This is a genomic window from Roseateles sp. P4_D2, assembly GCF_056401875.1.
In genome coordinates this window covers 223415-246739 of the sequence record NZ_JBFUIM010000010.1, presented here as the reverse complement: position 1 = coordinate 246739, position 23325 = coordinate 223415, and the positions used below count along the sequence as shown (strand labels likewise).

At 67.8% G+C, this 23325-nt stretch carries 23 protein-coding genes and 1 pseudogene; 19 read left to right on the top strand and 5 right to left on the bottom strand.

The features are described 5' to 3' along the window. Nucleotides 1–155 precede the first annotated feature (155 nt). From pedF to AC1DW0_RS19380, 7 genes are all read left to right on the top strand, one after another. Nucleotides 156–617, top strand: coding sequence for a cytochrome c-550 PedF (gene pedF, locus AC1DW0_RS19410; protein WP_457320508.1), 462 nt, complete (start codon nucleotides 156–158; stop codon nucleotides 615–617). Next, nucleotides 614–1435, top strand: a complete 822-nt coding sequence (locus tag AC1DW0_RS19405; protein WP_477947438.1) for a substrate-binding periplasmic protein — start codon at nucleotides 614–616, stop codon at nucleotides 1433–1435. Before pedF ends, AC1DW0_RS19405 begins: the two co-directional genes overlap by 4 nt. Nucleotides 1436–1472: 37 nt before the next feature. Further along, on the top strand, nucleotides 1473–3602 hold the full coding sequence (locus AC1DW0_RS19400; protein ID WP_477947436.1) for a TonB-dependent receptor family protein: 2130 nt from the start codon (nucleotides 1473–1475) through the stop codon (nucleotides 3600–3602). A gap of 13 nt (nucleotides 3603–3615) precedes the next feature. Continuing rightward, nucleotides 3616–4557, top strand: coding sequence for a beta-propeller fold lactonase family protein (locus AC1DW0_RS19395; protein ID WP_056200347.1), 942 nt, complete (start codon nucleotides 3616–3618; stop codon nucleotides 4555–4557). A 99-nt stretch (nucleotides 4558–4656) separates the two neighbouring features. Beyond that, the gene (locus AC1DW0_RS19390) at nucleotides 4657–7119 is read left to right on the top strand and encodes a TonB-dependent receptor (RefSeq protein ID WP_477947434.1); all 2463 of its coding nucleotides are present in this window, start codon (nucleotides 4657–4659) and stop codon (nucleotides 7117–7119) included. 238 nt (nucleotides 7120–7357) lie between these two features. Continuing rightward, nucleotides 7358–8488: a porin gene (locus AC1DW0_RS19385; protein ID WP_477947432.1), complete on the top strand. Its 1131-nt coding sequence runs from the start codon at nucleotides 7358–7360 to the stop codon at nucleotides 8486–8488. A gap of 267 nt (nucleotides 8489–8755) precedes the next feature. Next, nucleotides 8756–10807 (top strand): TonB-dependent siderophore receptor, encoded by a 2052-nt coding sequence (locus AC1DW0_RS19380; protein ID WP_477947430.1) that lies wholly within the window; start codon nucleotides 8756–8758, stop codon nucleotides 10805–10807. Nucleotides 10808–10824: 17 nt separating this feature from the next. Here the strand turns inward: AC1DW0_RS19380 and AC1DW0_RS19375 are convergent, their stop codons facing one another. Then, on the bottom strand, nucleotides 10825–11646 hold the full coding sequence (locus AC1DW0_RS19375) for a substrate-binding periplasmic protein (RefSeq protein ID WP_477947428.1): 822 nt from the start codon (nucleotides 11644–11646) through the stop codon (nucleotides 10825–10827). A gap of 268 nt (nucleotides 11647–11914) precedes the next feature. Here AC1DW0_RS19375 and AC1DW0_RS19370 point away from each other — a divergent pair, with 268 nt between their 5' ends. Continuing rightward, the gene (locus tag AC1DW0_RS19370) at nucleotides 11915–12580 is read left to right on the top strand and encodes a type 1 glutamine amidotransferase domain-containing protein (RefSeq protein WP_477947426.1); all 666 of its coding nucleotides are present in this window, start codon (nucleotides 11915–11917) and stop codon (nucleotides 12578–12580) included. A 77-nt stretch (nucleotides 12581–12657) separates the two neighbouring features. Here AC1DW0_RS19370 and AC1DW0_RS19365 read toward each other — a convergent pair whose 3' ends face one another. Next, nucleotides 12658–13218, bottom strand: a complete 561-nt coding sequence (locus tag AC1DW0_RS19365; protein ID WP_477947424.1) for a cytochrome b/b6 domain-containing protein — start codon at nucleotides 13216–13218, stop codon at nucleotides 12658–12660. A gap of 111 nt (nucleotides 13219–13329) precedes the next feature. Between AC1DW0_RS19365 and AC1DW0_RS19360 the strand changes: the two genes are divergently transcribed. After that, a complete protein-coding gene (locus AC1DW0_RS19360; RefSeq protein ID WP_477947422.1) occupies nucleotides 13330–13581 on the top strand; it encodes a hypothetical protein in 252 nt (83 codons plus the stop codon). Between the two features lie 72 nt (nucleotides 13582–13653). Here AC1DW0_RS19360 and AC1DW0_RS19355 read toward each other — a convergent pair whose 3' ends face one another. Then, nucleotides 13654–14568: a hypothetical protein gene (locus AC1DW0_RS19355; protein ID WP_477947420.1), complete on the bottom strand. Its 915-nt coding sequence runs from the start codon at nucleotides 14566–14568 to the stop codon at nucleotides 13654–13656. A 25-nt stretch (nucleotides 14569–14593) separates the two neighbouring features. Further along, a pseudogene (tnpC, locus tag AC1DW0_RS19350) lies at nucleotides 14594–15121 on the bottom strand (IS66 family transposase); the annotation flags it as partial. Nucleotides 15122–15290: 169 nt separating this feature from the next. Between tnpC and AC1DW0_RS19345 the strand changes: the two are divergent. From AC1DW0_RS19345 to AC1DW0_RS19325, 5 genes are all read left to right on the top strand, one after another. Then, entirely contained in the window at nucleotides 15291–16049 is a 759-nt protein-coding gene (locus AC1DW0_RS19345) for a site-specific integrase (RefSeq protein ID WP_477947418.1), read from the top strand. 8 nt (nucleotides 16050–16057) lie between these two features. After that, nucleotides 16058–16891, top strand: a complete 834-nt coding sequence (locus tag AC1DW0_RS19340; RefSeq protein WP_477947416.1) for a class I SAM-dependent methyltransferase — start codon at nucleotides 16058–16060, stop codon at nucleotides 16889–16891. A gap of 191 nt (nucleotides 16892–17082) precedes the next feature. Then, nucleotides 17083–17529, top strand: coding sequence for a hypothetical protein (locus AC1DW0_RS19335; protein ID WP_477947414.1), 447 nt, complete (start codon nucleotides 17083–17085; stop codon nucleotides 17527–17529). A gap of 205 nt (nucleotides 17530–17734) precedes the next feature. Further along, on the top strand, nucleotides 17735–18469 hold the full coding sequence (locus AC1DW0_RS19330) for a hemerythrin domain-containing protein (protein WP_477856244.1): 735 nt from the start codon (nucleotides 17735–17737) through the stop codon (nucleotides 18467–18469). 12 nt (nucleotides 18470–18481) lie between these two features. Then, nucleotides 18482–18880 (top strand): hypothetical protein, encoded by a 399-nt coding sequence (locus tag AC1DW0_RS19325; protein ID WP_157281837.1) that lies wholly within the window; start codon nucleotides 18482–18484, stop codon nucleotides 18878–18880. Nucleotides 18881–19050: 170 nt separating this feature from the next. Here the strand turns inward: AC1DW0_RS19325 and AC1DW0_RS19320 are convergent, their stop codons facing one another. Beyond that, nucleotides 19051–19326 (bottom strand): hypothetical protein, encoded by a 276-nt coding sequence (locus AC1DW0_RS19320; protein ID WP_477856243.1) that lies wholly within the window; start codon nucleotides 19324–19326, stop codon nucleotides 19051–19053. A gap of 169 nt (nucleotides 19327–19495) precedes the next feature. Between AC1DW0_RS19320 and trhA the strand changes: the two genes are divergently transcribed. The 5 genes from trhA to AC1DW0_RS19295 all read left to right on the top strand — a co-directional run bounded on the left by trhA (nucleotide 19496) and on the right by AC1DW0_RS19295 (nucleotide 23247). Next, nucleotides 19496–20167: a PAQR family membrane homeostasis protein TrhA gene (gene trhA / locus AC1DW0_RS19315; RefSeq protein ID WP_477856242.1), complete on the top strand. Its 672-nt coding sequence runs from the start codon at nucleotides 19496–19498 to the stop codon at nucleotides 20165–20167. A 341-nt stretch (nucleotides 20168–20508) separates the two neighbouring features. Continuing rightward, on the top strand, nucleotides 20509–22101 hold the full coding sequence (locus tag AC1DW0_RS19310) for a hypothetical protein (protein WP_477947412.1): 1593 nt from the start codon (nucleotides 20509–20511) through the stop codon (nucleotides 22099–22101). A gap of 46 nt (nucleotides 22102–22147) precedes the next feature. Next, nucleotides 22148–22468 carry a DUF1330 domain-containing protein gene (locus AC1DW0_RS19305; protein WP_457389791.1) on the top strand — a complete coding sequence of 107 codons (321 nt, stop codon included), beginning with the start codon at nucleotides 22148–22150 and terminating at the stop codon, nucleotides 22466–22468. 273 nt (nucleotides 22469–22741) lie between these two features. Next, nucleotides 22742–22954, top strand: a complete 213-nt coding sequence (locus AC1DW0_RS19300; protein ID WP_056200393.1) for a cold-shock protein — start codon at nucleotides 22742–22744, stop codon at nucleotides 22952–22954. 77 nt (nucleotides 22955–23031) lie between these two features. Continuing rightward, nucleotides 23032–23247 (top strand): hypothetical protein, encoded by a 216-nt coding sequence (locus AC1DW0_RS19295; protein WP_082532821.1) that lies wholly within the window; start codon nucleotides 23032–23034, stop codon nucleotides 23245–23247. Nucleotides 23248–23325 lie beyond the last annotated feature (78 nt).

Genomic DNA, 23325 nt, shown 5'->3' with positions numbered 1-23325 from the left:
CGTGTCCCAAAGCGGTTCGGCTGTCCATGACACAGGTCAAGCGCCGACACGGTCGGTGTTCCAGGTTGGAACAGTTCCGTCCTGGCATGTCGCTTGCAGCGCAGGGACAGAGCCCGAACGGGCCTGCAAACCCAGACAACGACCGGAGACAACCCATGAAATTCCATCCCCGCTTCATCGCCGGCAGCCTGTGTGTCGCGGCCGTCGTGGCCTGGGCCCACGGCGACGTCACCCCCCAGGCCGTGGACACCAGCAGCCTGCCCCAGCTGGGCGAAGGCTGGCGACCCGAGAACCCCTTTCGCGGCGATGAGGCCGCCATCAAGATCGGCAGCTCGGCCTTCAACCAGAACTGCGCGCGCTGCCACGGCCTGGAGGCCATCTCGGGCGGCATTGCGCCCGACCTGCGCCGGCTGGACAACGACTGCAGCACGCTGAAGGACGCCGCCAAAAAGGCCGCCTGCGTGAAGGAGAACGACGACTACTTCCTGAACACCGTGCGCCACGGCCGCAGCCGCAACGGCGCCGTCTACATGCCGCCCTTCGAGGGCGTGTTCACGCAGGAAGCGATGTGGGCGATCAAGTCCTACCTGGAAGTGCGCCGGGAGAAGCCGCTGTGAACCGGCGCCACATCCTCGCCTGGGCCGCCGCCAGCGCCCTCACCGGCACGGGGGCGGGCGCCGCCACGCTGGCCCAGGTGCGCGAGCGCGGCCGGCTCATCGTCGGCCTGTACGAGGACATGCCGCCCTTCCACGTGAAGGGCAAGGGCATCGACATGGAGCTGGGCCAGGCGCTGGCCGAGGCCCTGGGCGTCAAGTTCGCGCCGCTGGCCTTCAATGCCGACGAGAACATGAGCGACGACCTGCGCAACATGGTCTGGAAGGGCCACTACCTCGGCCACGGCCCGGCCGACGTGCTGATGCACGTGCCGGTGGACCGCCCGCTGATCGAGGCCACGCCGCAGGCCCGCATCTTCGGCCCCTACTACCGTGAGCGCGTCATGCTGGCGCGGCGTGTGGATGAGCTGCCACGGCTGGAGACGCTGTCCCAGCTCGGCACACGCCGCGTGGCCGTGCCCGGCCAGACGCTGGCCGGCTGGCTGATGATCGGTGCGGACGGAGGCGCCTACCGGGAGCAGCTGCTGACGCAGTTCAAGGACGGCTGCGAGGCCGCCCGCGCACTGCAGCGCGGCGAAGTGGCCGCCGCCGCCGGCCTGGCGTCGGAGCTGGAGACGGTGCTGGCTGGCGACGCGGCCTACCGCATCGAGCCCCTGCCGTCGCCGCGTGCGCCGCGCGACGGCTGGGCCGCAGGAATGGCCGTGAAGCGCGACGCCACCGACCTCGCCCAGGCCCTTCAGGACGCGTTGAACCAACTGGTCAGCCAAGGCCGCGTCGCCGAGATCTTCACCAAGTACAAAGTGGCCTGGCGTCCGGCCTGAGTGGCAAGAGCCGGCCCGATCGCATCTGGAGATACCCATGAACAAGAGATTCGCGCCCGCGGCGCGAAGGACGGCACTCGCACTGGCAGCCGCCAGCGCGGCCGCCCACGCCGCACCCGCACCCGCACCCGCACCGACCGTCCTCGAACCTGTCGTCATCACCGCCACGCGCACTGAAGCCACGCCTTTCGACGTGCCCGCTTCCATCAACCGCATCGACGGCGACGCGCTGCGCGCCGGCCGCGCCCAGGTCAACCTATCCGAGGGCCTAGGGCAAGTGCCGGGCCTGCTGGCCCGCGACCGCCAGAACTACGCCCAGGACGTGCAGATCTCCGTGCGCGGCTTCGGCGCGCGGGCCAGCTTCGGCATCCGCGGCGTGCGCGTCTACGTGGACGACATTCCCGCCACGCTGCCCGACGGCCAGGGTCAGATCACCAACGTCGAGATCGGCACCGTGGGCCGCGTCGAGGTGCTGCGCGGGCCGTTCTCGGCGCTGTACGGCAACTCCTCGGGCGGTGTCATCAGCATCTATTCCGAAAACCCCGCCGGCCCGCCGCGCCTGGACGCCGGCGTCAGCTTTGGCAGCGACGGCCTGCGTCGCATGGCCGCGTCTGCCAGCGGCACCGCAGGCGCCATCGGCTACACGCTCGGCGCCAGCCGCTTCACAACCGACGGCTACCGCCAGCACAGCGCCACCGAGCGCCGCCTGGGCAACGCGCGGCTGAACTTCAAGCTCGGCGCCGACACGCAGCTGACGCTGATCGCCAACAGCGTCGAGCTGCCCGAGGCGCAGGATCCGCTCGGCCTGACCCGTGCCCAATGGCAAGCCGACCCGCGCGGCGTCGACCCCGGCGCGCTGAGCTTCAACACCCGCAAGACGATGAAGCAGCAGCAGGGCGGCCTGGTGCTGGAGCACGGCATCGACAGCGCCAACACCCTGCGCGTGATGGTCTACCAGGGCCACCGCACGACGATGCAGTTCCAGTCCATCCCGGTCGCGACGCAGGCCAATGCGCTGCACCCCGGTGGCGTCATCGATCTGGCGCGCGACTACCAGGGTGCCGATGTGCGCTGGCGCTGGAAAAGTGCCACCGCCAGCGTCATCGCCGGCGTGGCCGCCGACGAGCTGAGCGAGCACCGCGTCGGCACCCAGAACTTCATCGGCACGACGCTCGGTGTGCAGGGCGCCCTGCGCCGCGACGAAACCAACCACGTCAGCAACGCCGACCCCTATCTGCAGGCCGAATGGCGGCCCACGCCGGCCTGGCTGCTCAACGCCGGCGTGAGGCGCAGCAAGGTCGACTTCCGCTCGACCGACGCCTACATCACCAAGACCAACCCCGACGACAGCGGCGCCGCCAGCTACTCGGCCACGCTGCCGGTGCTGGGCGCAAGCTTCGCGGTCAGCGAGCGCCTGCGCGTCTACGCCACCGCCGGCCGCGGCTTCGAGACGCCCACGCTCAACGAGCTGGCCTACCGCCCCAGCGGCGCCACGGGCCTGAACTTCGGCCTGCAGGCGTCGCTGAGCCGCAGCGTGGAGGCCGGCATCAAGGCCAGGCCGTGGGATGGCGCCGAGTTAGCGCTGGCGCTGTTCCAGACCGGCACCGAGCACGAGATCGTCACGCAGACCAACCTGGGCGGCCGCGCCACCTACCAGAACGCCGGCGCCACGCGCCGCCGTGGCCTGGAAGCCTCGGGCTCGTTCCAACTCGCGACCACGCTGCAGGCGCAAGTCGCCGCCACCTGGCTGGACGCGCGCTACCGCGACGGCTTCCTGACCTGCACCGCCACGCCCTGCGCTGCCGCCAACCAACAGGTCAACGCCGACAACCGCATCCCCGGCATTGCCCGCACCGCGGTCTATGGCGCGCTGACCTGGCAGCCCGCCAGCGGCTGGCGCTTCGGCGCCGAGGCGCGCGCGCTGAGCAAGGTCTACGTCAATGACCTCAACAACGACGCCGCCCCCGGCTACGCGACGCTGGCCGCACACGCGGGCTACCAGCTCAGCCTCGGCCCCTGGGACCTGGGCGCCCTGCTGCGCGTGGACAACCTCGCGGGCCGCCGCTACGCCGGCTCCGTCATCGTCAACGACGGCAACGGCCGCTTCTTCGAGCCCGCGCCAGGCCGCACCTTCCTCGCCAGTGCCAACCTGAGCTATCGCTTCTGAACCGGAGACCTTCATGGCCCGCCTGTTGCCCACCCTGACCCTGCTTGCCGCGGCAGTCACCCAGGCCCATGCCGGCCCGCTGGCCTATGTGTCCAACGAGGGCTCGGGCACGCTGAGCGTCATCGACACCGCCACCGACGCCGTGCTCTACGAACTGCCCGCGGGCGCCAAGCCGCGCGGCGCCGTCATCAGCCCTGACGGCCGCCGCGCCTACGTGAGCGACCAGCCCGGCAACCGCCTCGTCGTCATCGACCTGACCGCGCGGCGCCAAACCGGCGAGATCCCGCTCGGCGAATCGCCCGAAGGCCTGGGCCAGTCGCCCGACGGCCGTTGGGTCGTGGCCGCCGTGGAGGAGGCCAACGAGATCGTCTTCGTCGACACGCGCACGATGGCGCGCAGCTTCGCCGTCAAGGTGCGCGGCAAGAACCCCGAGCACGCTGTCTTCAGCCCCGACGGGCGCTGGGTGCTGGTCAGCGCCGAGGAGGGCAGCGCGGTGGACGTCATCGACGTGGACAAGCGCGCCCAGGTCGCGCAGATCCCGGTCGGCACGCGGCCGCGCGGCATCGGCTTCTCGCCCGACGGGCGGCGGGCCTTTGTAGCGGCCGAGATGTCCAGCGAGATCTACGTCATCAACATGCAGACCTTCTCGGTGCAGGACAAGCTCATGGCCGGGCCCAAGAGCAATGGCATCAGCGTGCACCCCGACGGCAAGCGCGTTTTCATCTCCAACGGCGGCGATGCGACCGTCTCGGTGCTGGACGTGGAGCGCATGGCCCTGGTCGCCACCATCCCGGTCGGCCAGCGGCCGTGGAACATGGCGCTGACGCCCGACGGCCGCAAGCTCTATGTGGCCTGCGGGCGCTCAGGCGCGGTGTCGGTCATCGACACCGAGACGCTGCAGCGCGTGGCCGAGGTGGCGGTGGGCAAGCTGCCCTGGGGCGTGGTGATCCGTTGAGAGAGCGCCATCTCGGCGGCTGACATGAACAAAGCCACAGAGGCACAGAGACACAGAGAGTCCGGTGGCCTTCGAGCACCTCGACACCTCTGTGTCTCTGTGCCTCTGTGGCTGGTTTGCATCGTCACTGCGGCCCATGCCCAGGTGCAGCTCGAACGCGTCGAAGTCGTTGGCCTGTCGCCGGTGGCCGGTGTGAACATCCCGCGCGATTGGATCCCCGCCGCCGTGCAGACCGCCCGCGCCGCCGACATCGAGCGCAGCCAGGCCCTGGACCTCGCCAGCTTCATGAACCGGCGCCTGGGCAGCGTCCACCTCAACGAGATGCAGGGCAACCCGCTGCAGGCCGACGTCAACTTCCGCGGCTACACGGCATCGCCGCTGCTGGGCTCGCAGCAGGGGTTGTCGGTCTACCTCGACGGCGTGCGGTTGAACCAGCCGTTTGGCGACGTGGTGAGCTGGGACCTGATCCCCAAGGCGGCCATCGCTTCCATCGCGCTCAACCCGGGCTCCAACCCGCTGTTCGGCCTCAACACCCTGGGCGGTGCGCTGAGCGTGCAGACCAAGGACGGGTTGAAGCAACCGGGCACGTCGCTGCAGCTGACGGCCGGCTCACACGGCCGCCGCGCCGCCGAGTTCGAGGTGGGCGGCGGCAGCGCCGGCGGCACGCACTGGTACGTCACCGGCCACAAGTTCCGCGAGCGCGGCTGGCGGGTCGATTCAAAGTCCGACGTGAACCAGCTCTTCGCCAAGCTCGGCCACCGCAACGCTGACACCGACATTGCACTGACCGCGTCGCTCGCCGACACCGACCTCAACGGCAACGGCCTGCAGGAGCAACGCCTTCTCGAACGTGACCGCGCCAGCGTCTACACGCGCCCGGACAACACCCGCAACCGCGCGGCACTGCTCAACCTCGCGCTTTCTCATTCGCTCGGCGAGCAGTGGACGCTGGCCGGCAACGCCTACGTCCGCAGCATCCGCACGCGCACCTACAACGGCGACCTGAACGACGACGCGCTCGACCAGTCGCTCTACCAGCCCAGTGCCGCCGATCGCGCGGCGCTGGCGGCGGCCGGCTACACCGGCTTTCCCACCGCGGGCGAGAGCGCGGCCAACACGCCCTTCCCGAAGTGGCGCTGCATCGCCCAGGCGCTACTGAAGGACGAGCCTGGCGAGAAGTGCAACGGCGTCATCAACCAGACCCGCACGAACCAGCACAACGCCGGCTTCAACGCGCAGCTCGGCTACGACGGTCGGCTGCTTGGCTTGCCCAGTCAGTCCCTGATCGGCGCGGCAGCCGACTTCAGCCGCAGCCGTTTCGTGCAGGGCTCGGAGCTGGGCTACCTGAATGCCGACCGCAGCATCACCGGCGTCGGCGCCTTCGGTGATGGCGTGGGCGGCGGCAACGTGGACGGCGCGCCCTACGACACCCGCGTGGACCTGGCGGGCCGCACACGCACGCTCAGCCTGTTCGCCAGCACCGTGCTCACGGTGGCGAGTGGCACGCACCTGACCGTGTCCGCCCGCTACAACCACAGCACGGCGCGCAACCGCGATGCCATCACGCCAGGCGCCGGCCCGGGCTCACTGGACGGCGACCACGCTTTCAGCCGCCTCAACCCCGCGCTGGGCCTGACCTTCACGCCGGTGGCCGGCGTCAACGCCTGGGCCGGCGTGAGCCAGGGCAGCCGCGACCCGTCCTCCATCGAGCTGGGCTGCGCCGACCCGGCCAACCCCTGCAAGCTGCCCAACGCCATGGCCGGCGACCCGCCACTCAGGCAGGTCGTCACGACGACGGTGGAGGCCGGCATTCGCGGCGCCGCCGGCGGGCCACTGGCCTGGAGCGTCGGCGTGTTCCGCTCCGACAACCGCGACGACCTGCTCTTCGTCGCCGACGACGCGGCAGGCTTTGGCTACTTCAAGAACTTTGGCAAGACCCGCCGCCAGGGTGTGGAGCTGGGCCTGAGCGGGCAGCCCGCCAAGGGCCTGGCGGCGGGCATCAACCTCACGCTGCTGGACGCCACCTACCGCACGGCCGAGCGCGTCAACGGCGCGTCCAACAGCAGCAACGATGCGGCGCAGGCGGGCTTGCCCGGCGTGAACGGCAATATCGCCACCCGCCCCGGCGACCACATGCCGCTGGTGCCGCGCCGCATGCTCAAGCTCTATGCCGATCTCGACCTCGGCGATGCGTGGTCGCTCGGCGCCGACGCCATCGCGATGAGCGGCGCAGCAGCGCGCGGCAACGAGAACGGCCTGCACCGGCCCGATGACACGTACTACCTCGGCGCGGGCCGCAGCGCCGGCTACGCGGTGGTCAACATCAACGCGGCCTGGAAGCCGATGAAGGGGCTCAAGCTCTTCGCCCAGGTCAACAACCTGTTCGATCGCGACTACGCCACCGCCGCGCAGCTCGGGCCGACGGGCTTCGACAGCGCGGGCAATTTTCAGAGCCGGCCCTTCGCCGCCAACGCGAACGGCGACCGCCCGTTGCGCCACGCGACGTTCTACGCGCCAGGCGCGCCGCGCAGCGTGGCGGTGGGCGTGAAGTTCAACTTCTAGCGAGAAGCCCTCGGGCACTGCTGCGCGCCGCCACACCCACGCTGCACGGCGGCACAGCGCGCGCCCGCGCCACGCAACAGCCCGCGTCGGGGCACACCCGCAGCAGCGTGCCAGCGCGGCACGCGTCATGGCTCCCACTGCGCCGCGCGGCAACGCCCGCGTGGGCACTTCGCTCCAGCCCGGTACTGGCACAGCGCTTGCGCAAAGCACCCTGCCCAAAACCACAACCGGAGACAACATGAACATCAACACCCGCACCTTCATCGCCGCCGCGCTCACCGCCGCGGGCACAGCCCACGCCGCCGACTTCAAGGCCGGCGAATGGGACCTGAGCCTGGGCGGCATCATCAACGCCTACTACACCCACACCAGCTGTTCCGGCTCGCAGACCGTCGGCGGCGTGGCGCTGGCGACCAAGGGCCTGGGCTGCGGCGGCACCGATGGCCGCACCGTCATCGGCAACGGCCTGCTGCCCAATGCCCTCACCACCACGGCCAAGACGCGCCAGGACGGCTATGACATCCAGGCCACGCTGATGATCGGCGCGGCCGTCGCCTCGGGCGACGCCATCTCCAACAACAGCAACGTCGACGTGCGCCAGGGCTTTGTCACCTTCGGCAATGCCGACATGGGCAGCGTCAAGCTCGGCCGCGATTACGGCCTGTTCGGCCAGTCCGCCATCCTCGGCGACATGACCCTGCTCGGCGCCGGCGCGCCCGTCAGCGCCACCCAGCGCAACCGCGTCACGCTGGGCCACATCGGCTCCGGCTACACCTACCTCGGCACCTATGGCCAGATCGCCTACAGCCTGCCCGCCAGCGGCGGCTTCTCGGCCACGGTGGCGCTGATGAGCCCCGTCGACGCCGGCGCCGCCATCGGCCGCAACGAGCCGCAGCTGCAAGCCCTGGCCACCGCCAAGTTCAATGGCGGCAAGGCCTGGGTGGGCGTCAAGCACCAGAAGTTCGAAGGCACCGGCGGCGCTGCCAGCTTCACGATGAACGGCGCCGAGGTCGGCGCCAGCGTCAGTCTCGGCGCGCTGGGCTTTGCGGCCAATCTGCAATCGGGCAAGGGCCTGGGCGTGCTGTCCGACGGCGACAGCGGCAACCGCAAGCAGACCAACGTGCTGCTGCAAGCCACCTGGCAGGCCACGGCCAAGACCAAGTTCGGCCTGAACTGGGGCGAGAGCAAGCTGAAGGATGGCGTGGCGAGCGACCTGCGCAGCAATACCAATGTGACGGCGGGCCTGTACTACGGGCTGACGAAGAGCGTGACGCTGGTGGGGGAGGTGAGCCGGACGACGTCGAAGCCGGTGACCGGCAGCGACGCCAAGATGAGCGGCGTAGCACTGGGGGGGATCGTGTTCTTCTGACCTATCGCACGGCCCTCGCGGCGACGCGGCGAGGGCGTTAATCCTGGCAAACATCTGATTCGCGTTGCGCGGCCGCAAAAGCAGTCCGCGCCGCCGCCGTGCGGGTCGCGCGGCGCAGACTCCTGGCAGGCCTGCCAGCGCCGAGGCAAACTGAGGCCCGATTGACCCGGAGCTGACTTGCAATCCAGGCGCCGCTCTTTTCATGCCGCGATGGCGGCACTCATCCAGGCGGCTTGCTGTGCCGGCGCCTGGTCGCAGCCCGTAGCCATGCCACCGGTCACTGCGGCCGGCACCGAAGGCAACAAGCTGGAGGCCGTGAGAGTTGAAGCGGCAAGGCAGCCCTATCGCAGCCTCTTCGTCACCGGTGCGATGAAGACCGACACGCCGATCCGCGACCTGGCGCAGAGCGTGCGCGTGCTGTCAGCCGACATGCTGGCGGACGCGGGTGTGACCCAGTTGGCCGACGCGCTGGAGCTCGGCAGTGGCATCGCCAGGCAGAGCAATTTCGGCGGGCTGTGGGACAGCTACGCGATGCGCGGCTTCACGGGCGACCCGAATTTCGGTTCCGACTACATGGTCAATGGCTTCAACTACAGCCGCGGCTACAACGGGCTGCGCGATACCGCCGCCACCGCCATGATCGAGCTGCTGAAGGGGCCGGCCTCGGCGCTCTACGGACGCGGCGAGCCGGGCGGCACGGTCAACATCGTGACCAAGAAGCCGCTGTTCCAGCCCGGCCATGCGCTGGAGGTCTCGGGCGGCAGCTTTGGCCGCCTGCGCAGCACGGCTGACCTGACCGGCCCGTTCAGCGAGCGCCTGGCCTACCGGCTCAACGCCGCCAGCGAGAAGGGCGACAGCTACCGCGACCATGTGCGCTCCGAGCGCCATATGGTGGCGGCGTCCCTGCTGTGGCGGGCCGGCGATACCACCACCGTGTCCTACGAGTTGGAGCACGCCAGGCAGCGCGCCAACTTCGACCGCGGCATCGTCGCGATCCACGGTGAACTGGGCCGCCTGCCCCGCTCGCGCTTCCTGGGCGAGCCCGGTGACGGCCCGCACGCCACCGAGACGACCGGCCACCAGGTCTTCGTCCAGCACGACTTCAACGACGACTGGGCGATCCAGGCCGGCTTCAGCCACCGCGACAGCTCGATCAACGGGATCTCGACCGAGGGCCGCTTCCTGCTGGCCGACGACCGCAGCCTGGTGCGCCAGCGCCGCAGCCGCGACAACTCGGCGCTGGACATGTCGGGCCGCTTCGAACTGCTGGGCAGGCTGCGTGCCGGCGGCCTGGTGCACCAGTTGCTGGTCGGCGCAGATGCGTACAGGTTCATCGACCATCGCAAGCAGTACCGCGTCGCCGAAGCCTCCGTGATCGACATCTACGAGCCGGTCTATGGCCAGGTGGCCCCGCCCATGCCCCTGACCACCTGGACCCGCGAGGCACAGCGCTCAAGGTCGATCTACGGCCAGGATCAGATCGACCTGTCGCCGCAGTGGAAGATGCTGCTGGGCGTGCGCCACGACAGTTACGACCAATCGCTCTTGAACCGCCGCAACGGCATCACGACCGCCCAGTCCCTCAGCGCCACCACGCCGCGCGTCGGCCTGGTCTACCAGCCCGAGAAGACGCTGTCGCTGTACGCCTCGGCGTCGAGAAGCTTTCGCCCCAACAGCGGCGTCAGCCGCGCGTTCCAGTCCTTCCCCGCTGAAGCGGGCAGGGCCGGCGAGCTGGGGGTCAAGTTCGACACCGCGGACGGCAAGTCCAGCAGCACGCTGGCGATCTACAGGATCGCGAAGAACAATGTGCTGACCCCCGACCCGCTGGACCCGAACAACTTCTCGGTGGCTGCCGGCGAGGTGCGCAGCCGGGGCCTGGAGTTCGACATCTCGGGCGAAGTCCTGCCCGGGCTGCGTCTGTCGGCTGCCTACGCCTGGACCGATGCCCAGGTGACCCGCGACAGCAATGCCTTCCTGGTCGGTCGGCGCCTGGCCAACGTACCGCGCCAGAGCGGCAATCTGATGCTGGTGCAGGCCTTCCTGCTGGGAGCCAACAGCGCGACGTTGGGCGCGGGCATCAACCATGTGGGCGAACGCGAGGGGGCCGTGGCGCCGCTCGTGGCGGCCGACAACTTCAAGCTGCCGGGCTACACCACGCTCAAGCTGATCGGCTCGCTGCAACTGGGCAAGCAGTGGCGCGTGTCCCTCGATATCGACAACCTGCTCGACCGGCTGTACTACAGCAGTTCCTATATGCAGGCCTGGGTTCTGCCCGGCGCGGGGCGCAGTTACATGCTCTCGGCGCGATATAAATTCTGAGCACTCAACAAAGCCGGTTACTCACTATATTTTTTTAGTATGGCTTGAAAGGCGCCTGAAGCCTTCAGCTTATCGAGCGCCGCCTGCCAGCGAGCAATTTCTGCATCGGAAATGTCCTTGCTGCAGGCAATGTATATGGGAGAGGTGATCAGTTTGACGGGCGTTTGAACGACCGCATCCAACGAATAGTTCATTTGCTTCAATAGATGGATGACGCCCAACGGTGAATCGCTGACGGCCAAATCGCATCTGCCGAATATCAACATCCTGTAAATGGCTTTGCCGTCGGATGCGCCTGCCTCAAGGTTGGTGAAGCCTGCTGCCTGCATCCTGGAAGTCGTCAGGCCACCGCGCCGAGAGCAAATCGAGCGAACCTTCTTGGTGTCCTCGAGTGTCGAGACTTCAAGAGGATTGCCTTTGCGCTTGTAGAAATAAATGGAACTGTCGCCCAGCGGGCCAATCCATTTGTATTTGGTCTCGCGTTCCGGGGTTCGCAACATCGTGATCAGCATCGTTCTTTGATTGCCTTCCAGCGATGCTTTGGCGCGCATGCTGGGCATCAGCTGAATATCGATATCTGCGTTGAGCGCCTGGGCAATCGCCCGGACGACTTCTACCGAAAACCCTGTCAGTGCGCCATCTTCACTGTAGTTATACGGGGCCCACTCCTCCGTGACGATGCTCAGCTTGCGATCCGCCGCCCAGCAAGAACCGGCCAGAGCGCAGGAAACGGCGAACGCGATCACGCGCCCAGCCTTTCCGGCGTTCGAAGCACAGTTCACAGCCATATTCGAGCCCTTGTATTCCTTGACGGTTGGCGGCTCAAGTCCCAACTGCAACACTTGGCGGTCAATGAGGCAGTGAGGGCAGGGACTGTTGCAAGGCTTGCATGATCACCCGAAAGCGCCAGTTCCAGCGAGCCCGCGGCTGAACGCGCTGCTCGGGCCGCAGATGGTGCTGCACACCCAGCTCTGACGGCCCGCGTCGCGAGCTGGTGGAAGAAGCGAGCGCTTTCAGGCGTGCGCGCGGTCGCGAGCGGCATTGCCGCCTACAAGGCGCGAGCTGACAGCAACCTAGATTTGCGCGTAGCCACTTTGAAGACCCTCCATGCGCGCCCTTTTCGTCACCACCAGTGCCACACAACTCTCGCCTGAGCATCAGACCGGCCTGTGGCTGGAGGAGTTCGCCGTGCCCTACCTGGCTGCCATCGAGGCAGGCATCGCCGTCACGGTCGCATCGCCCCGGGGCGGCCCCGTGCCGCTGGACCCCAAGACGGAACCGAGCGACAAGCAGCGCAAGGAATGGGCCATGCCGCTGGAAGCGCTGGGGCACAGCGTGACGCTGGCGTCCGTGCAGGGCGAGACCTTCGACGCCGTGTTCATCCCCGGTGGCCACGGCCCGATGATGGACCTGGCCAAGGACGCCACCTTGCACACGCTGGTAGCGCGGCACGACGCGGCCGGCAAGGTGATTGCGGCCATCTGCCACGGCCCGGCCGCGCTGGTGCACGCAAGGCGCGCCGACGGCCAGCCTTTCTTCCAGGGCCGCCGCGCCACCGGCTTCACCAATGCCGAAGAATTCCTGGCGCGGTTGAAGGCCGTCGTCCCCTTCCTGCTGGAAGACGAGATGAAGGCCAGCGGTGCTGATTTCCATTCCGCGCTGCTGCCCCTGCTGAGCCACGTGGAACAGGACGGCAATCTGATCACCGGCCAGAACCCGAATTCGAGCGAAGCCGTGGCGAAGGCCTTGGTCGCGGCGCTCTCGGGCCGCTGACCTTTGCATCGACGCCTTGAACGGCGGCGTTGCCGCCTCCATGACCCGGCAACGCCGCTTGCGGCCGAGCCAGCGGCTCAGCGCTTGCTCGGCCAGGGCAGCATGGCTGCCAGCACGCCGTCGCGGCGCAGGAAGTGGTGATACAGCGCGGCCAGCGCGTGCAGGCCGGCCAGCCACATCAGCACGTCGCCGAGCAGGCCGTGCACGTCGCCCCAGTCCGCCGCCTCCCCCAGGCGCGAGCCGGCGATCCAGGGGAACTCGTCCACCCGCACGCCGCCCAACAGCGTCAGCGGGTGGTGCTCGCTGCCCAGGGCCAGCAAGGCCGTGGCCGGCAAGGCCAGCATCAAGGCCCACAGCACGCCGTGCACCAGCTTTGAGAGCCCATGCATCCACGTCGCCATCTCGAAGCGCGGCTTGCCCGGCCGCAGCACCACCCACAGCAGGCGCAGCAGCGTCAGCGCCAGCACCAGCAGGCCCAGGGACTCATGCCAGACGATGTCCAGCCGCATGGCCGGGTCGATGCCCTTGCGCATCATCCGCCCGAAGCCGCCCGGCCCCAGGATGAAGGCCACGGTCACGGCGATGGCCGTCAGCCAGTGCAGGGCGCGGCTGAGGGGGTCGTAGCGGGGGGTGGGCATGGGGATGGGGCGGCCAGAACTGTTGTAGTGATTGTGGTGGGCTCGGATTGACGGGGAGTTGACATAGGGCAAGGTGTTGACCGGCGGCGACGCGGCAAACGCAAGCGGCGAATGGTGCTGCTGCAGGCCGGCTGGCGGGCCACGGCCAAGACCAAGCTCCGGCTGAACTGGGGCGAGAGCAAGCTGAAGGACGGCGCGGCGACCGATCTGCGCAGCAGCACCAACGTGACGGCCAGCCTGTACTACGGGCTGACCAAGAGCGTGACGCTGGTGACGGAACTGAGCCGCACCACTTCCAAGCGGGTCACGGGCAGCGAGGCCAGGATGAACGGATTCGCGTTTGGCGGGATCGTGTTCTTCTGAGGACGGCCGCGCCGTCGTAAGCGGCTGGTGATGTCAGGTTGACGGCTCGTGTTCTGGTCGTGATGGTCCGTCTCACTGAACTGGATTCAGTACGGTATCTACGAAAAATCTGGTTGCGTAGCCCATCGTGCCGGGTAAGTATGGGCACTTCTGGTCGATGCGGCTGTCCGCATGCTGCCAAGGCCACCGCCCTGTACTCGAGACGCCAAATCCGGGTTCCCACACATAGCGTGTGAACTGCGCGATCACCTCGCCGGTCTGCTGGTCGATGACCTTGATGCGGGTGCCGGCGATCCAGTAAGCCCGATCAGCGGGATCAACGATGTCCTCGTAGTCAACCGCGAACGGTGCCTGCGGTCCGGTTCGGACGGTGCGTTCGAGGTCTTTCGCCCACCCGCCACGCTGGTACCACTGGGCTTCCGTCAGATGGGGTGCGATTCGATAACGCAGCACCATCGACCCGGCCGGGTCCCGCACGTCCACGTACCGATAGCCTTGACGTGGCGCCTCCTGGGTCGTGCCGGGTTTGGACATTGGCGGCTGGATGACACCTCGCTGCTCCGGCGTGTTGCGGTTGCGCAGTTCGGAGTACATGAAGCTGGCGATGTAGCCTTCCCCCTGCGCCTCCCCCGCCATCGCTGCCCCATCAAACATCGGATCGAAGTAGCGCTTGTCGCCCCACGCCAGCACGGGCCGGACCTTCAGGAGCTCGATTCCCTCCACATCCTTGACCGTGCGCTTGATTACCACGCCCGCCGTCTTGCACCGCTCCTCGAACAGCGCCTTGGCCTTCGCGTGGCGCTCCTGAGCCGCCTTCCGAGCTTCTAGTTCTGACCCGACGAGCGTAGTTGCGCCACAACCCCCAAGAGCGCTGAGGAGCACAGCACTGGAGAGAGCAAGGCAGAACGGTTGCCCGGTCAACCTAGGCGAGTTACCGGTTGTCCTCATTGGGCCGTTCGCCCTTGCCAATGTCTTCGATGCAAGCATGCAGACATTGTGAGCTTGAGTGCTTCCAACGATGAGGCAGCAGGTCAGCAACGTCTCGTGCCCGTTGGGTCGGAAGACGCGTCAGCACGTCACGAAGGTAGGCGTAAGGGTCGTGGCCGTTGAGCTTCGCCGTCTGGATGAGGCTCATGATGGCCGCAGCGCGCTGTCCGGCGAGCAGCGTCCCGGCGAAGAGCCAGTTCTTGCGGCCGGTGGCCCAGGGCCTGATCTGCTGTTCGTCGAAATTGTTGTCGATGGGCAAAGCAGGGTCGCCGAGATAGCGCGTGAGCGCCGCCCAGCGGTGCAGGCTGTAGTCCATGGCTTTGGCGGTGGCTGAGCCATCGGGCACCTTCGGCCGGAACTCCAGCAACCACCTGTGCAGGGCCTGCGCGACCGGCGCCGCGCGCGTTCGTCGTTCTCGCAAGCGATCCTCTGCTGCCATGTCCTTCACTTCCCGCTCGATGCCGTAGAGCTGCCCGATGAACTCGATGGCGGTGGCCGCCAAAGTGCTCTTGTTGGTCAGGTGCAGCTCCACGAACTTGCGGCGCGCGTGGGCCTTATGTTGTGCTCGACATAAGGCCCATTATCTTGAGCGCCGTTTTATGTGGAGCTCGTGTGGCGCTGCACGGCGATCACGATGGAGACGATCGGTGGTCGACTCCGCATAAGGTCTGCGAGCGAATGGCACGGCATCCGATCTGCGGTAGCGCAGCGTATGCCGTTTCATGGTCACCCGATCGGTCAAGTCGCCACAACTGGAGTGCCCGCCTACGGCCCGCACCATACTGCGGGCATGGCATGCTGATCGCAGCATCGGCGAGTCCAGTGCACAGAAGTACCTGGAATGGATCACGTGCTTCCGTCGTTACTGCGGGTGGCTCGGTCTTCGGGAGCTTGACGAACTCACGGCAGAAGGGGCTCAGCGGTTCAAGACCTGGTATTTGCGGACCCACCCAGTCAAGGATTCCCTCGTTGGGAACGCAATCACGTCATTGCGTGCTCTGCGCCGGGTCTACGAGGTCAGCGAGGTACCGGTGCCACCTTGGAAGCCGGTCGAGCGCAAGACGCTGCCGGCATTGTCTGTCCTGCGTGACTACGCCATTCATCTTGCGCAGCATCGCGGCAACCCAGCGACCACGGTCCACAAGAAGCTCGACCACGTCGGCAAGTTGCTCGATCACCTGACCGCCTCGGGCAGGTCTTGGCGTCAGATGCGCCTGCCCGACATCGACGCGTTCCTCATCCAGTGCGCTCATGGGTACTCGCGCGCCACGACGGCTGACATCGCGAGCACCGTCCGATCCTTCTCCCGATTCCTGCTGAGCAGTGGCCGCGTCAGTGTTGACCTGGCGGATGCCGTCATCTCGCCGGTGCAGCCGAGGTTCGAACGACCACGGCGCGCCTGGCCTTGGGAAGACGTTCAGCGACTGCTGCGCGCTGTGGGGCTCGGGGTCATGGGGCTCGGGGTCAGGTCTCAAATCTAAAGTCCAGCATGGCAATTCACCCGAGCACGCAGCAACGCGCAGCCGCCAACCTCCCGCTGCTGACCACTGCCCTGAGTCAGCACGCTGCCCGCGCCCAGAACACCCAGGTCTACACCTCCCCTGCCGCCTTCGAAGCCTTCATCCGCGGCGGTGGCAATGTGCCGCTGTATGAGCGGGTCAGCGCGACGCTGGCGAGCCACTACACGACCGACACCCGTTCGCTGCTGGACATCGGCTGCGGCGACGGCCACGCCCTCTTTCCGGCGCTGGCCGCCACGGCCGAATCGCACGCGCTGCAGCGCCTGACGCTGGTGGAGCCCGCGAGCGCGCTGCTGGCCAGCGCCGTGGCGCGAGCCCAAGCCGAGCAGCCCACGTTGCCCTTGCAGGCGCTGAACGAGGGCCTGGGCGCCTTCGCCGCCAAGCTCCAGCCCGACGATCACTGGGACCTCGCCCAAGCCACCTTCGCGCTGCAAGCCATTCCCGAGCCCGAACGCTGGGCCGGCCTCGCGCGGCTGCGCGCGCACGTGAAGCGGCTGGTGATCGTGGAGTTCGACATTCCCGACCTGCAGCGCGGCACGGACGCCTACCTGGCCTCGCTCGCGCAGCGCTACGAGCGCACGCTGGGCGAGTACGAGGGCGCCACGCGCGACCTCGTCGCGCAGGGCTTTCTGATTCCGATGTTCCTCGGCCAGCTCGACGCGCAGACAGCCGCGACGAACTGGGAGCACCCGATGCCGGTGTGGCGCGAAAAGCTCGAAAGCCTGGGCTGGCGCGTCACGCGCCTGGCGCGCATCAGCGACTACTTCTGGGCCCCGGCCTTCATGCTGGTGGCCGAAGCTTGAACTGACGGCGCATCCAGGCCGCGGGCACGGGCGCCCGCCCCTCCTGCCCCCCCGATCATCCTGAAGATGAAGGACGCTTCGCCACCCTGGCGCCGCCCACCTCACCGCAAACGGGGCCGCGGGCGCACAGTGCGCCGGCGCACCACCGCGCGAACGCATTCACCGGCGTCGACGGTGAGGAGAACTTCAAAATGAACTACGCAAAGCACATGCTGACGGGGCTGTTGGCGGCAGGTTTGATGATGGTTGGCACTGCGGCATCCGCCCAGGACTCCAGCTACAAGCCGGGCACGGTGTGGAACTTCTCCCATATCAAGGTCGAGCCCGGGCAGTTCGAGAACTACATGGACTTCCTGGCCAAGACCTGGAAGAAGTCCAACGAGTTCGGCAAGAAGGAGGGCTACATCCTGTCCTACCACGTGTTCTCGGTGAACAACGCGCGCGAGGGCGAGCCCGACCTGATCCTGGCCATCGAGTCCAAGGACTATCTGACGACCGCGCAGCAGCTGGAAGTGCAGAAGAAGTACGAGGCCTTCATGGCCATGGACCAGCACAAGATGGACGCGGCCTCCGGCGAGCGCAAGGTGATGCGCAAGCTGGCGGGCGGCATGGAGTTGCAGGAGCTGGTGCTGAAGTAAGGCAGCCCGCCCATTCAGCTGTGCCAGCATGCCCTCCGGCACGGCTTGGATGGAAAAAATACCAATGCTCACGAGCACTTAGCAAACTCTTAAGGTTCGGCTAGCAAGCATTTAGCGGCGCGCCGCCGCCCCGATTCCTACAGTGACTGCACGGTTCGATGCCAGGCGCAGCGAGCCATTCGACACACCACCCAGGGAATCCGAGATGCACACCTCACTGCAAGAAATCCTCGCCGTTCGCGGCACGGCCACGGCGCCGCGTTTTGACATCTACGCCAGCATCCACAAGGGCCTTCGGCTGATGCTCGCCGACCTGGTCACCAGCGCCGGGCGCGTCGACCCGGGCGACCCGGCGTCGCTGCAGCAGCTGGCCAGCAAGGTCGAGGCGGCGGCGGATTTCTGCGCGTCGCACCTGAAGCACGAGGACGCCTTCGTGCATCCCGCGCTGGAGCGCGCGCAGCCGGGCACCAGCCAGCGCGTCGCGACCGAGCACGTGGCGCATGAGCGCGACATCGAGGCGCTGCGCACCCATGCCCGCGCGCTGGCCGATTGGCCGGCGCAGGATCGCGCAGGGGCCTGCCAGGCGCTGTACCACGCGGTGAGCCTGTTCGCGGCCCACAACCTGGCGCACATGCACCTGGAGGAGACCGAGCACAACGCGGTGTTGTGGGCGCATCTGGACGATGCCGGCATCATGGCCATCCACGGCCAGATCCTGGCCGCGCTGTCGCCCGCCGAGACGATGGCGTCGCTGCGCTGGATGCTGCCGGCCCTGGCGCCGGCGGAGCGCTTGGGAATGTTGGCCGGCATGCGTGCCAACGCGCCGGCGCCGGTGTTTGGCGCGGTGCTGGCCATGGCGCGCGAGCGCCTCAACGACGACGACTGGGCTGCGCTGGCGCGCGGCCTGGGCCTGCCGGTTGCACCTGGCCTGGCGGCCTGACGGAGGCCCATGATGAACAACAACAAACGCTATGGCGCCTGGTGGCTTCGCATGGCTGCGCTCTACCTCGTGGTGGGCGTGTCACTGGGCAATTACATGGGCGCGACGCACGACTTCGGGTTGCGCTCGGTGCATGCCCACGTCAACCTGCTGGGCTGGGCGAGCATGCTGGGCTTCGGCCTGGTGGTGCAGCAGTTGGCCGACACGCTGAGCCCGCGGCTGGTGGCGCTGCAGTTCTGGCTGCACCAGCTGGCGCTGCCGGTGATGCTGTCGGCGCTGGCGGCGCTGATGCGCGGCAATACAGCGGCCGGGCCGCTAGTGGGGCTGGGCTCGGTGGTGGTGGGGGTGGCGGTGCTGGCCTTTGCCGCCAACGTCTGGCGCGGCACCGGCGCCAAGCTCAGGGCTGCCTGAGCTCCAGCTCGCCGCAGACCTGCAGCTTCAGCCGCCCGCGCCCGCACTTGTGCTGAGCGGCGGCCCCCCGTGCCCCAGCACAGGTTGGGCACCGCCAGCGCGCTGCTGGAGGGCAGGACCCCGTCGCAACGCTCGTTGAGTGTGGCCAGGAGTGCGCCGCCGAGCGGCTTTCAGTGCGCGTGCGAAGCCGCGCCGGCGGGCACCTCGGCCCGGGCCTGGCAGTGCTTGTCCATCATGCTGCCAGGCGCGCTGGCGGCGCGGCCGGGTTCTGCGGCGTGGCGCTTGCACATCTCGTCCATCATGCCGCCGCCCTTGCCGCCACCCTTGCCGTCTTCTTTGCGTGCGCCGTCGGCCGCAGCGGTGTGGGCGCCATGGCCCGGCGGCACGGAAGCGGCGCAGCCCGCCAGGGCGAGCACCAGGGCGAGGGCGGGGGTGAATGGCTTCATGCGGCGACTCCAACGGGTTGGCGCCAGCTTGCGCCGCCGCGACTGCGCCGCGTTTGATGCGGGTCAAACGCAGTGCTCGTGCTTTTTCAACCCCCTCAAACCTTGGGTCGGAACCGTCATGCCACGCTGGCATGCTTGGCTCATCGCTCAGCAGTACGAGACGACCCTCATGTTGCACACCACCCCCACCCCCGACCGCGACCAGACCCTCGGTGAAGAGATCGCCAATGCCATCAGCCACGGCCTGGGCGTGGTGCTGGCCATCGCAGCCCTGCCCATCCTGGTGATCCGCGCGATGAACCATGGCGGCACGGCCGATGTGGTGGCCGCGGCGATCTTCGCGGCCACGATGATCCTGCTGTACGGCATCTCGACGCTGTATCACGCCCTGCCGAACAGCCTGTGGCAGGGCCGCGCCAAGGCGGTGCTGCTGCGGCTGGACCACGCGGCCATCTACGTCTTCATCGCCGGCAGCTACACGCCCTTCACGCTGGGCGTGCTGCACACCGGGCCGGGCGTGACGCTGTTGATCGCCGTCTGGGCCGCGGCAGCGTTCGGCGTGGCGATCAAGCTGCTGAACCGGCTCAAGCACCGCTTCGTGTCCACGGGCCTGTATCTGGCCATGGGCTGGGTGGTGGTGTTCGCGGCCGGGCCGCTGGTGAACAGCCTGCCGGCCGCGGGCCTCACGCTGCTGATCGCCGGCGGCCTGAGCTACACGCTGGGGGCGTTCGTCTTCCTGCTGGACAACCGGGTGCGCTACTCGCACTTCGTCTGGCACCTGTTCGTGCTGGGCGGCAGCGCCTGCCACTTCTTCGCGGCGCTGTTCTACGCCTACACCTAGACTGCGCGCGAGCCATCGGGCGCGATCAGGCACGACAAACTGAAGTGCCCGCCGGAGGCGGACTCAGGGAGATAACAAGCATGTCGATTCCAGACCCGTGTCCGGCGCCACCGGCGCGCTTGGCCGGCCGTTGGCGCCTGGGCATGGGCGCCACTGCCATGGTGGCCGCCTTGTCCGCCTGCGGCGGGGGCGGAGGTTCTGCACCCGCACCCGCACCTGCACCTGCACCTGCACCTGCCCCCTCACCGGCACCTGCGCCCGCCCCAGCTCCAACGCCTGCACCGGCACCGGCGCCTGCCCCGGCACCCGCCCCGGCTCCAGCACCCGCGGCCTTCGAGCCCGTGCCCGCGACATCGGCGGCAAGCTACTTCTGGCAGCGCAACTTCGGCGGCAACCCGCTGGCGTCGGCCAGCGGCACGACGATGAACATGTTCGACGCGGCCGAGCCGGTGCTGACGCAGTACACGTGGATGAACCAGTTCGCCACGGGTGGCGGCATCTTCTGGATCGGCCCGCAGCCGCAGAGCGGGCTCTTCCTCGGCACGACTGCGCCGGCGCTGAAGCTGCAGGTTGGGCTGGTGCCGCACGCCATCTGGCCGATGGCGTCCAGTTCCGTGGGCACGCTGGACTCGCCCAACTGCCGCCCCAGCAATAGCGCCTACGTGGTGCACGACGTGACCTATGCGGCCGATGGCAGCCTGAGCAGTCTGGCCGCGGATTTCACGGCCGGATGCTCGCTGGGCTATGCCGCCTACGTGAGCGGCGCCATCCGCTACCGGTCGGCCGTGGCCGCGGCGCTGGACCGCAGCTTCGCCGTGGCCGGCGCGGACCGCACGCTGAACGAGGGCGAATCCCTGCGCCTGGACGGCTCGCTCTCCTGGAACCCTGCCAGCAGGTTGCGCTCCATCGAATGGGCCCAGCTGTCGGGGCCGAGCTTCGACCTGTCCAACTGCCGGCTGGGCATCTGCGACACCTACACGCCGCTGGTGGCCAAGGGCGGCGCGCAGGCGAAGTTCAGGCTGACGGCGGTCTCGGAGTCCGGCAAGTCGGCGACGGCCGATCTGACCATCAGCGTGCGCAGTTGGCAGGACACGCAGTCGCGGGCCGACATCTGGGGCAGCGGCCACGTCTCGAGCGGAAGCGACTTGCGCATGTCGGAATCGGATGGCGTGTTCGATGTCCCGGTCAAGGGCGGGACCGAGGCCATCTTTGCCGACCAGACGGCGGAGCGCATTCGCTGGGTGTTCAACCCCAACGGCAATGCTGCCTATGACAGCATGGAGCTGGTGCTGTCGAACACGGCCGGACTTGCGCTCACGCCGGGCAGCTATGCCGGCAACCTGCGGGCCGGCTTCGAGCCGGGGGTCGGCCCGGCAGCCAGCGCCAGCTATGCCGGCCACATGTGCAACTCCTCCGAATGGGAAGCCCTGGTGGCCGAGATGGACCGCGACCCCACCCAGCTGACGACGGTGAACCGTGGCGCCGTCACGCTGCACATTGGCTGCACCGAGGGCGGTGGCGAGCTGCAAGGCAGCTATCTGCGGCTGTGGCTCCGCTACACGCCCGTGTCGCCGCCGGTGGTCAGTGTCACTGCGCCCACCACGGCCACGGCCGGCCAGGCCGTGATGATCCAGGACGCGGGCAGCACCACCACAAACGGTGGCGAATGGCTGCGGACATGCAAGCAGATCTATGGGCAGGCCAGCGCCAGCATCGAATTCCTCGCCAACGGTGCCTGCAAGGTCACGCCACCGGCCAGCACGCCCAACAACAGCAAGGTCGTCGTGGCCTACGAAGTGCTGGACGGCAAGGGCCAGTCGGGCATGGCCCTCGCCGAACTCTTGGTAACCGGCGGCCCCGCGGCGGCGGCGCAGCTTGGGGGCAAGCCCGCGTTCCAGGCGGCGACGCAACCCGCCCGGCGGACGGCGCGATGACGCGTCACACTGGGGCCTGACCCGAACTTCAGCTGGAGTGCCCCCCATGCCCAAGGCTTACTGGATCGCCCGCGTCGACGTCAACGACCCCGAGCAATACAAGCTCTACGTGCAGCGCAACGACGCGGTGTTCGCCAAGTTCGGCGGCCGCTTTCTCGTGCGCGCCGGCCAGTTCGACAACCCCGAGGGCACCTGCCGCGGCCGCAATGTGGTGATCGAGTTCCCGAGCTACGAGGTGGCATTGGCCTGCTACAACTCGCCGGAGTACGCGCCCCAGATCACGCTGCGCCAGGCCGCGGCCGAGGCGGACATCGTCATCGTCGAGGGCTATGACGGGCCGCAGCCGGGTGAACCGGTGAGCGATTAAAGGCTGCAACCGTGACCTAACGACGCCGCACGCAGGTTGCTGCGCCGGTGTCCTACAAGGGCTTTGGGGCGGCGTGGTACATTCGCCGCATAGATTCGCACAAGACCGTTTCCTCAAGGTCTTATCTGCAGCCCCGCTGGCCACCCCCTGGCCCTTCTTGCGAGCGGCTCGCTTCAGCAACTCCCCGGTGAGTGTTCTTGAGTGTTTCTGTCTCCGCACGGCATGACGCCGACGGAGTATTTTTTCCATCTATACATTCCAAAAAGGAACACCATGACTACAGAAACCGGCACCGTGAAATGGTTCGACGACGGCAAGGGCTTCGGCTTCATCACGCCTGACAACGGCGGCAAGGACCTCTTCGCCCACCACAGCGAAATCAAGAACGCTGGCGGCTTCCGCTCGCTGGCCGAAGGTGCCAAGGTGTCGTTTGAATCGACCCAAGGTGCCAAGGGCCCGCAAGCCTCGAACATCCGCACGCTGTAATTTGTGCAAGGGCGCCTTGGGCGCCCAACCGCCGCCGGCAAAGACCGGCGCGGGAGCCCCACAAAAAGAAGAACAACATGAACAATAACAATATCGAGGTGGGACGCTTTTTGGTTTCACCCATGACCCAAGCCCGCGAGGGCGGCGGTTTCGACGCCCTGGTGTCGATCCGCTCCGGTCGCGGCATGGCCAGCGTGGATCGCATCATGCGTTTCACGCCACAGTTCATCAGCCCGCAGGCAGCATTGCACTACGCGCGGAATGAAGGCCTTGCCTGGGCGCGCTGCCATTGAGGAGCGCGCGGCGGTCACCGGCCGCATCAGACGCCGGCACGGCCACGTGCTCGGCCTCCCGTCTAACTTTCGCAACGG

Coding starts and splice junctions, on each gene's coding strand:
- AC1DW0_RS19365 (WP_477947424.1), bottom strand. CDS start 13,218: ATGCCCACCCCCCGCTACGACCCCCTCAGCCGCGCCCTGCACTGGCTG.
- AC1DW0_RS19330 (WP_477856244.1), top strand. CDS start 17,735: ATGCACACCTCACTGCAAGAAATCCTCGCCGTTCGCGGCACGGCCACG.
- AC1DW0_RS19385 (WP_477947432.1), top strand. CDS start 7,358: ATGAACATCAACACCCGCACCTTCATCGCCGCCGCGCTCACCGCCGCG.
- AC1DW0_RS19355 (WP_477947420.1), bottom strand. CDS start 14,568: ATGCTTGCATCGAAGACATTGGCAAGGGCGAACGGCCCAATGAGGACA.
- AC1DW0_RS19370 (WP_477947426.1), top strand. CDS start 11,915: ATGCGCGCCCTTTTCGTCACCACCAGTGCCACACAACTCTCGCCTGAG.
- AC1DW0_RS19295 (WP_082532821.1), top strand. CDS start 23,032: ATGAACAATAACAATATCGAGGTGGGACGCTTTTTGGTTTCACCCATG.
- AC1DW0_RS19300 (WP_056200393.1), top strand. CDS start 22,742: ATGACTACAGAAACCGGCACCGTGAAATGGTTCGACGACGGCAAGGGC.
- AC1DW0_RS19305 (WP_457389791.1), top strand. CDS start 22,148: ATGCCCAAGGCTTACTGGATCGCCCGCGTCGACGTCAACGACCCCGAG.
- AC1DW0_RS19360 (WP_477947422.1), top strand. CDS start 13,330: ATGGTGCTGCTGCAGGCCGGCTGGCGGGCCACGGCCAAGACCAAGCTC.
- AC1DW0_RS19325 (WP_157281837.1), top strand. CDS start 18,482: ATGAACAACAACAAACGCTATGGCGCCTGGTGGCTTCGCATGGCTGCG.
- AC1DW0_RS19380 (WP_477947430.1), top strand. CDS start 8,756: ATGCCACCGGTCACTGCGGCCGGCACCGAAGGCAACAAGCTGGAGGCC.
- AC1DW0_RS19400 (WP_477947436.1), top strand. CDS start 1,473: ATGAACAAGAGATTCGCGCCCGCGGCGCGAAGGACGGCACTCGCACTG.
- trhA (WP_477856242.1), top strand. CDS start 19,496: ATGTTGCACACCACCCCCACCCCCGACCGCGACCAGACCCTCGGTGAA.
- AC1DW0_RS19335 (WP_477947414.1), top strand. CDS start 17,083: ATGAACTACGCAAAGCACATGCTGACGGGGCTGTTGGCGGCAGGTTTG.
- pedF (WP_457320508.1), top strand. CDS start 156: ATGAAATTCCATCCCCGCTTCATCGCCGGCAGCCTGTGTGTCGCGGCC.
- AC1DW0_RS19340 (WP_477947416.1), top strand. CDS start 16,058: ATGGCAATTCACCCGAGCACGCAGCAACGCGCAGCCGCCAACCTCCCG.
- AC1DW0_RS19395 (WP_056200347.1), top strand. CDS start 3,616: ATGGCCCGCCTGTTGCCCACCCTGACCCTGCTTGCCGCGGCAGTCACC.
- AC1DW0_RS19345 (WP_477947418.1), top strand. CDS start 15,291: ATGGTCACCCGATCGGTCAAGTCGCCACAACTGGAGTGCCCGCCTACG.
- AC1DW0_RS19320 (WP_477856243.1), bottom strand. CDS start 19,326: ATGAAGCCATTCACCCCCGCCCTCGCCCTGGTGCTCGCCCTGGCGGGC.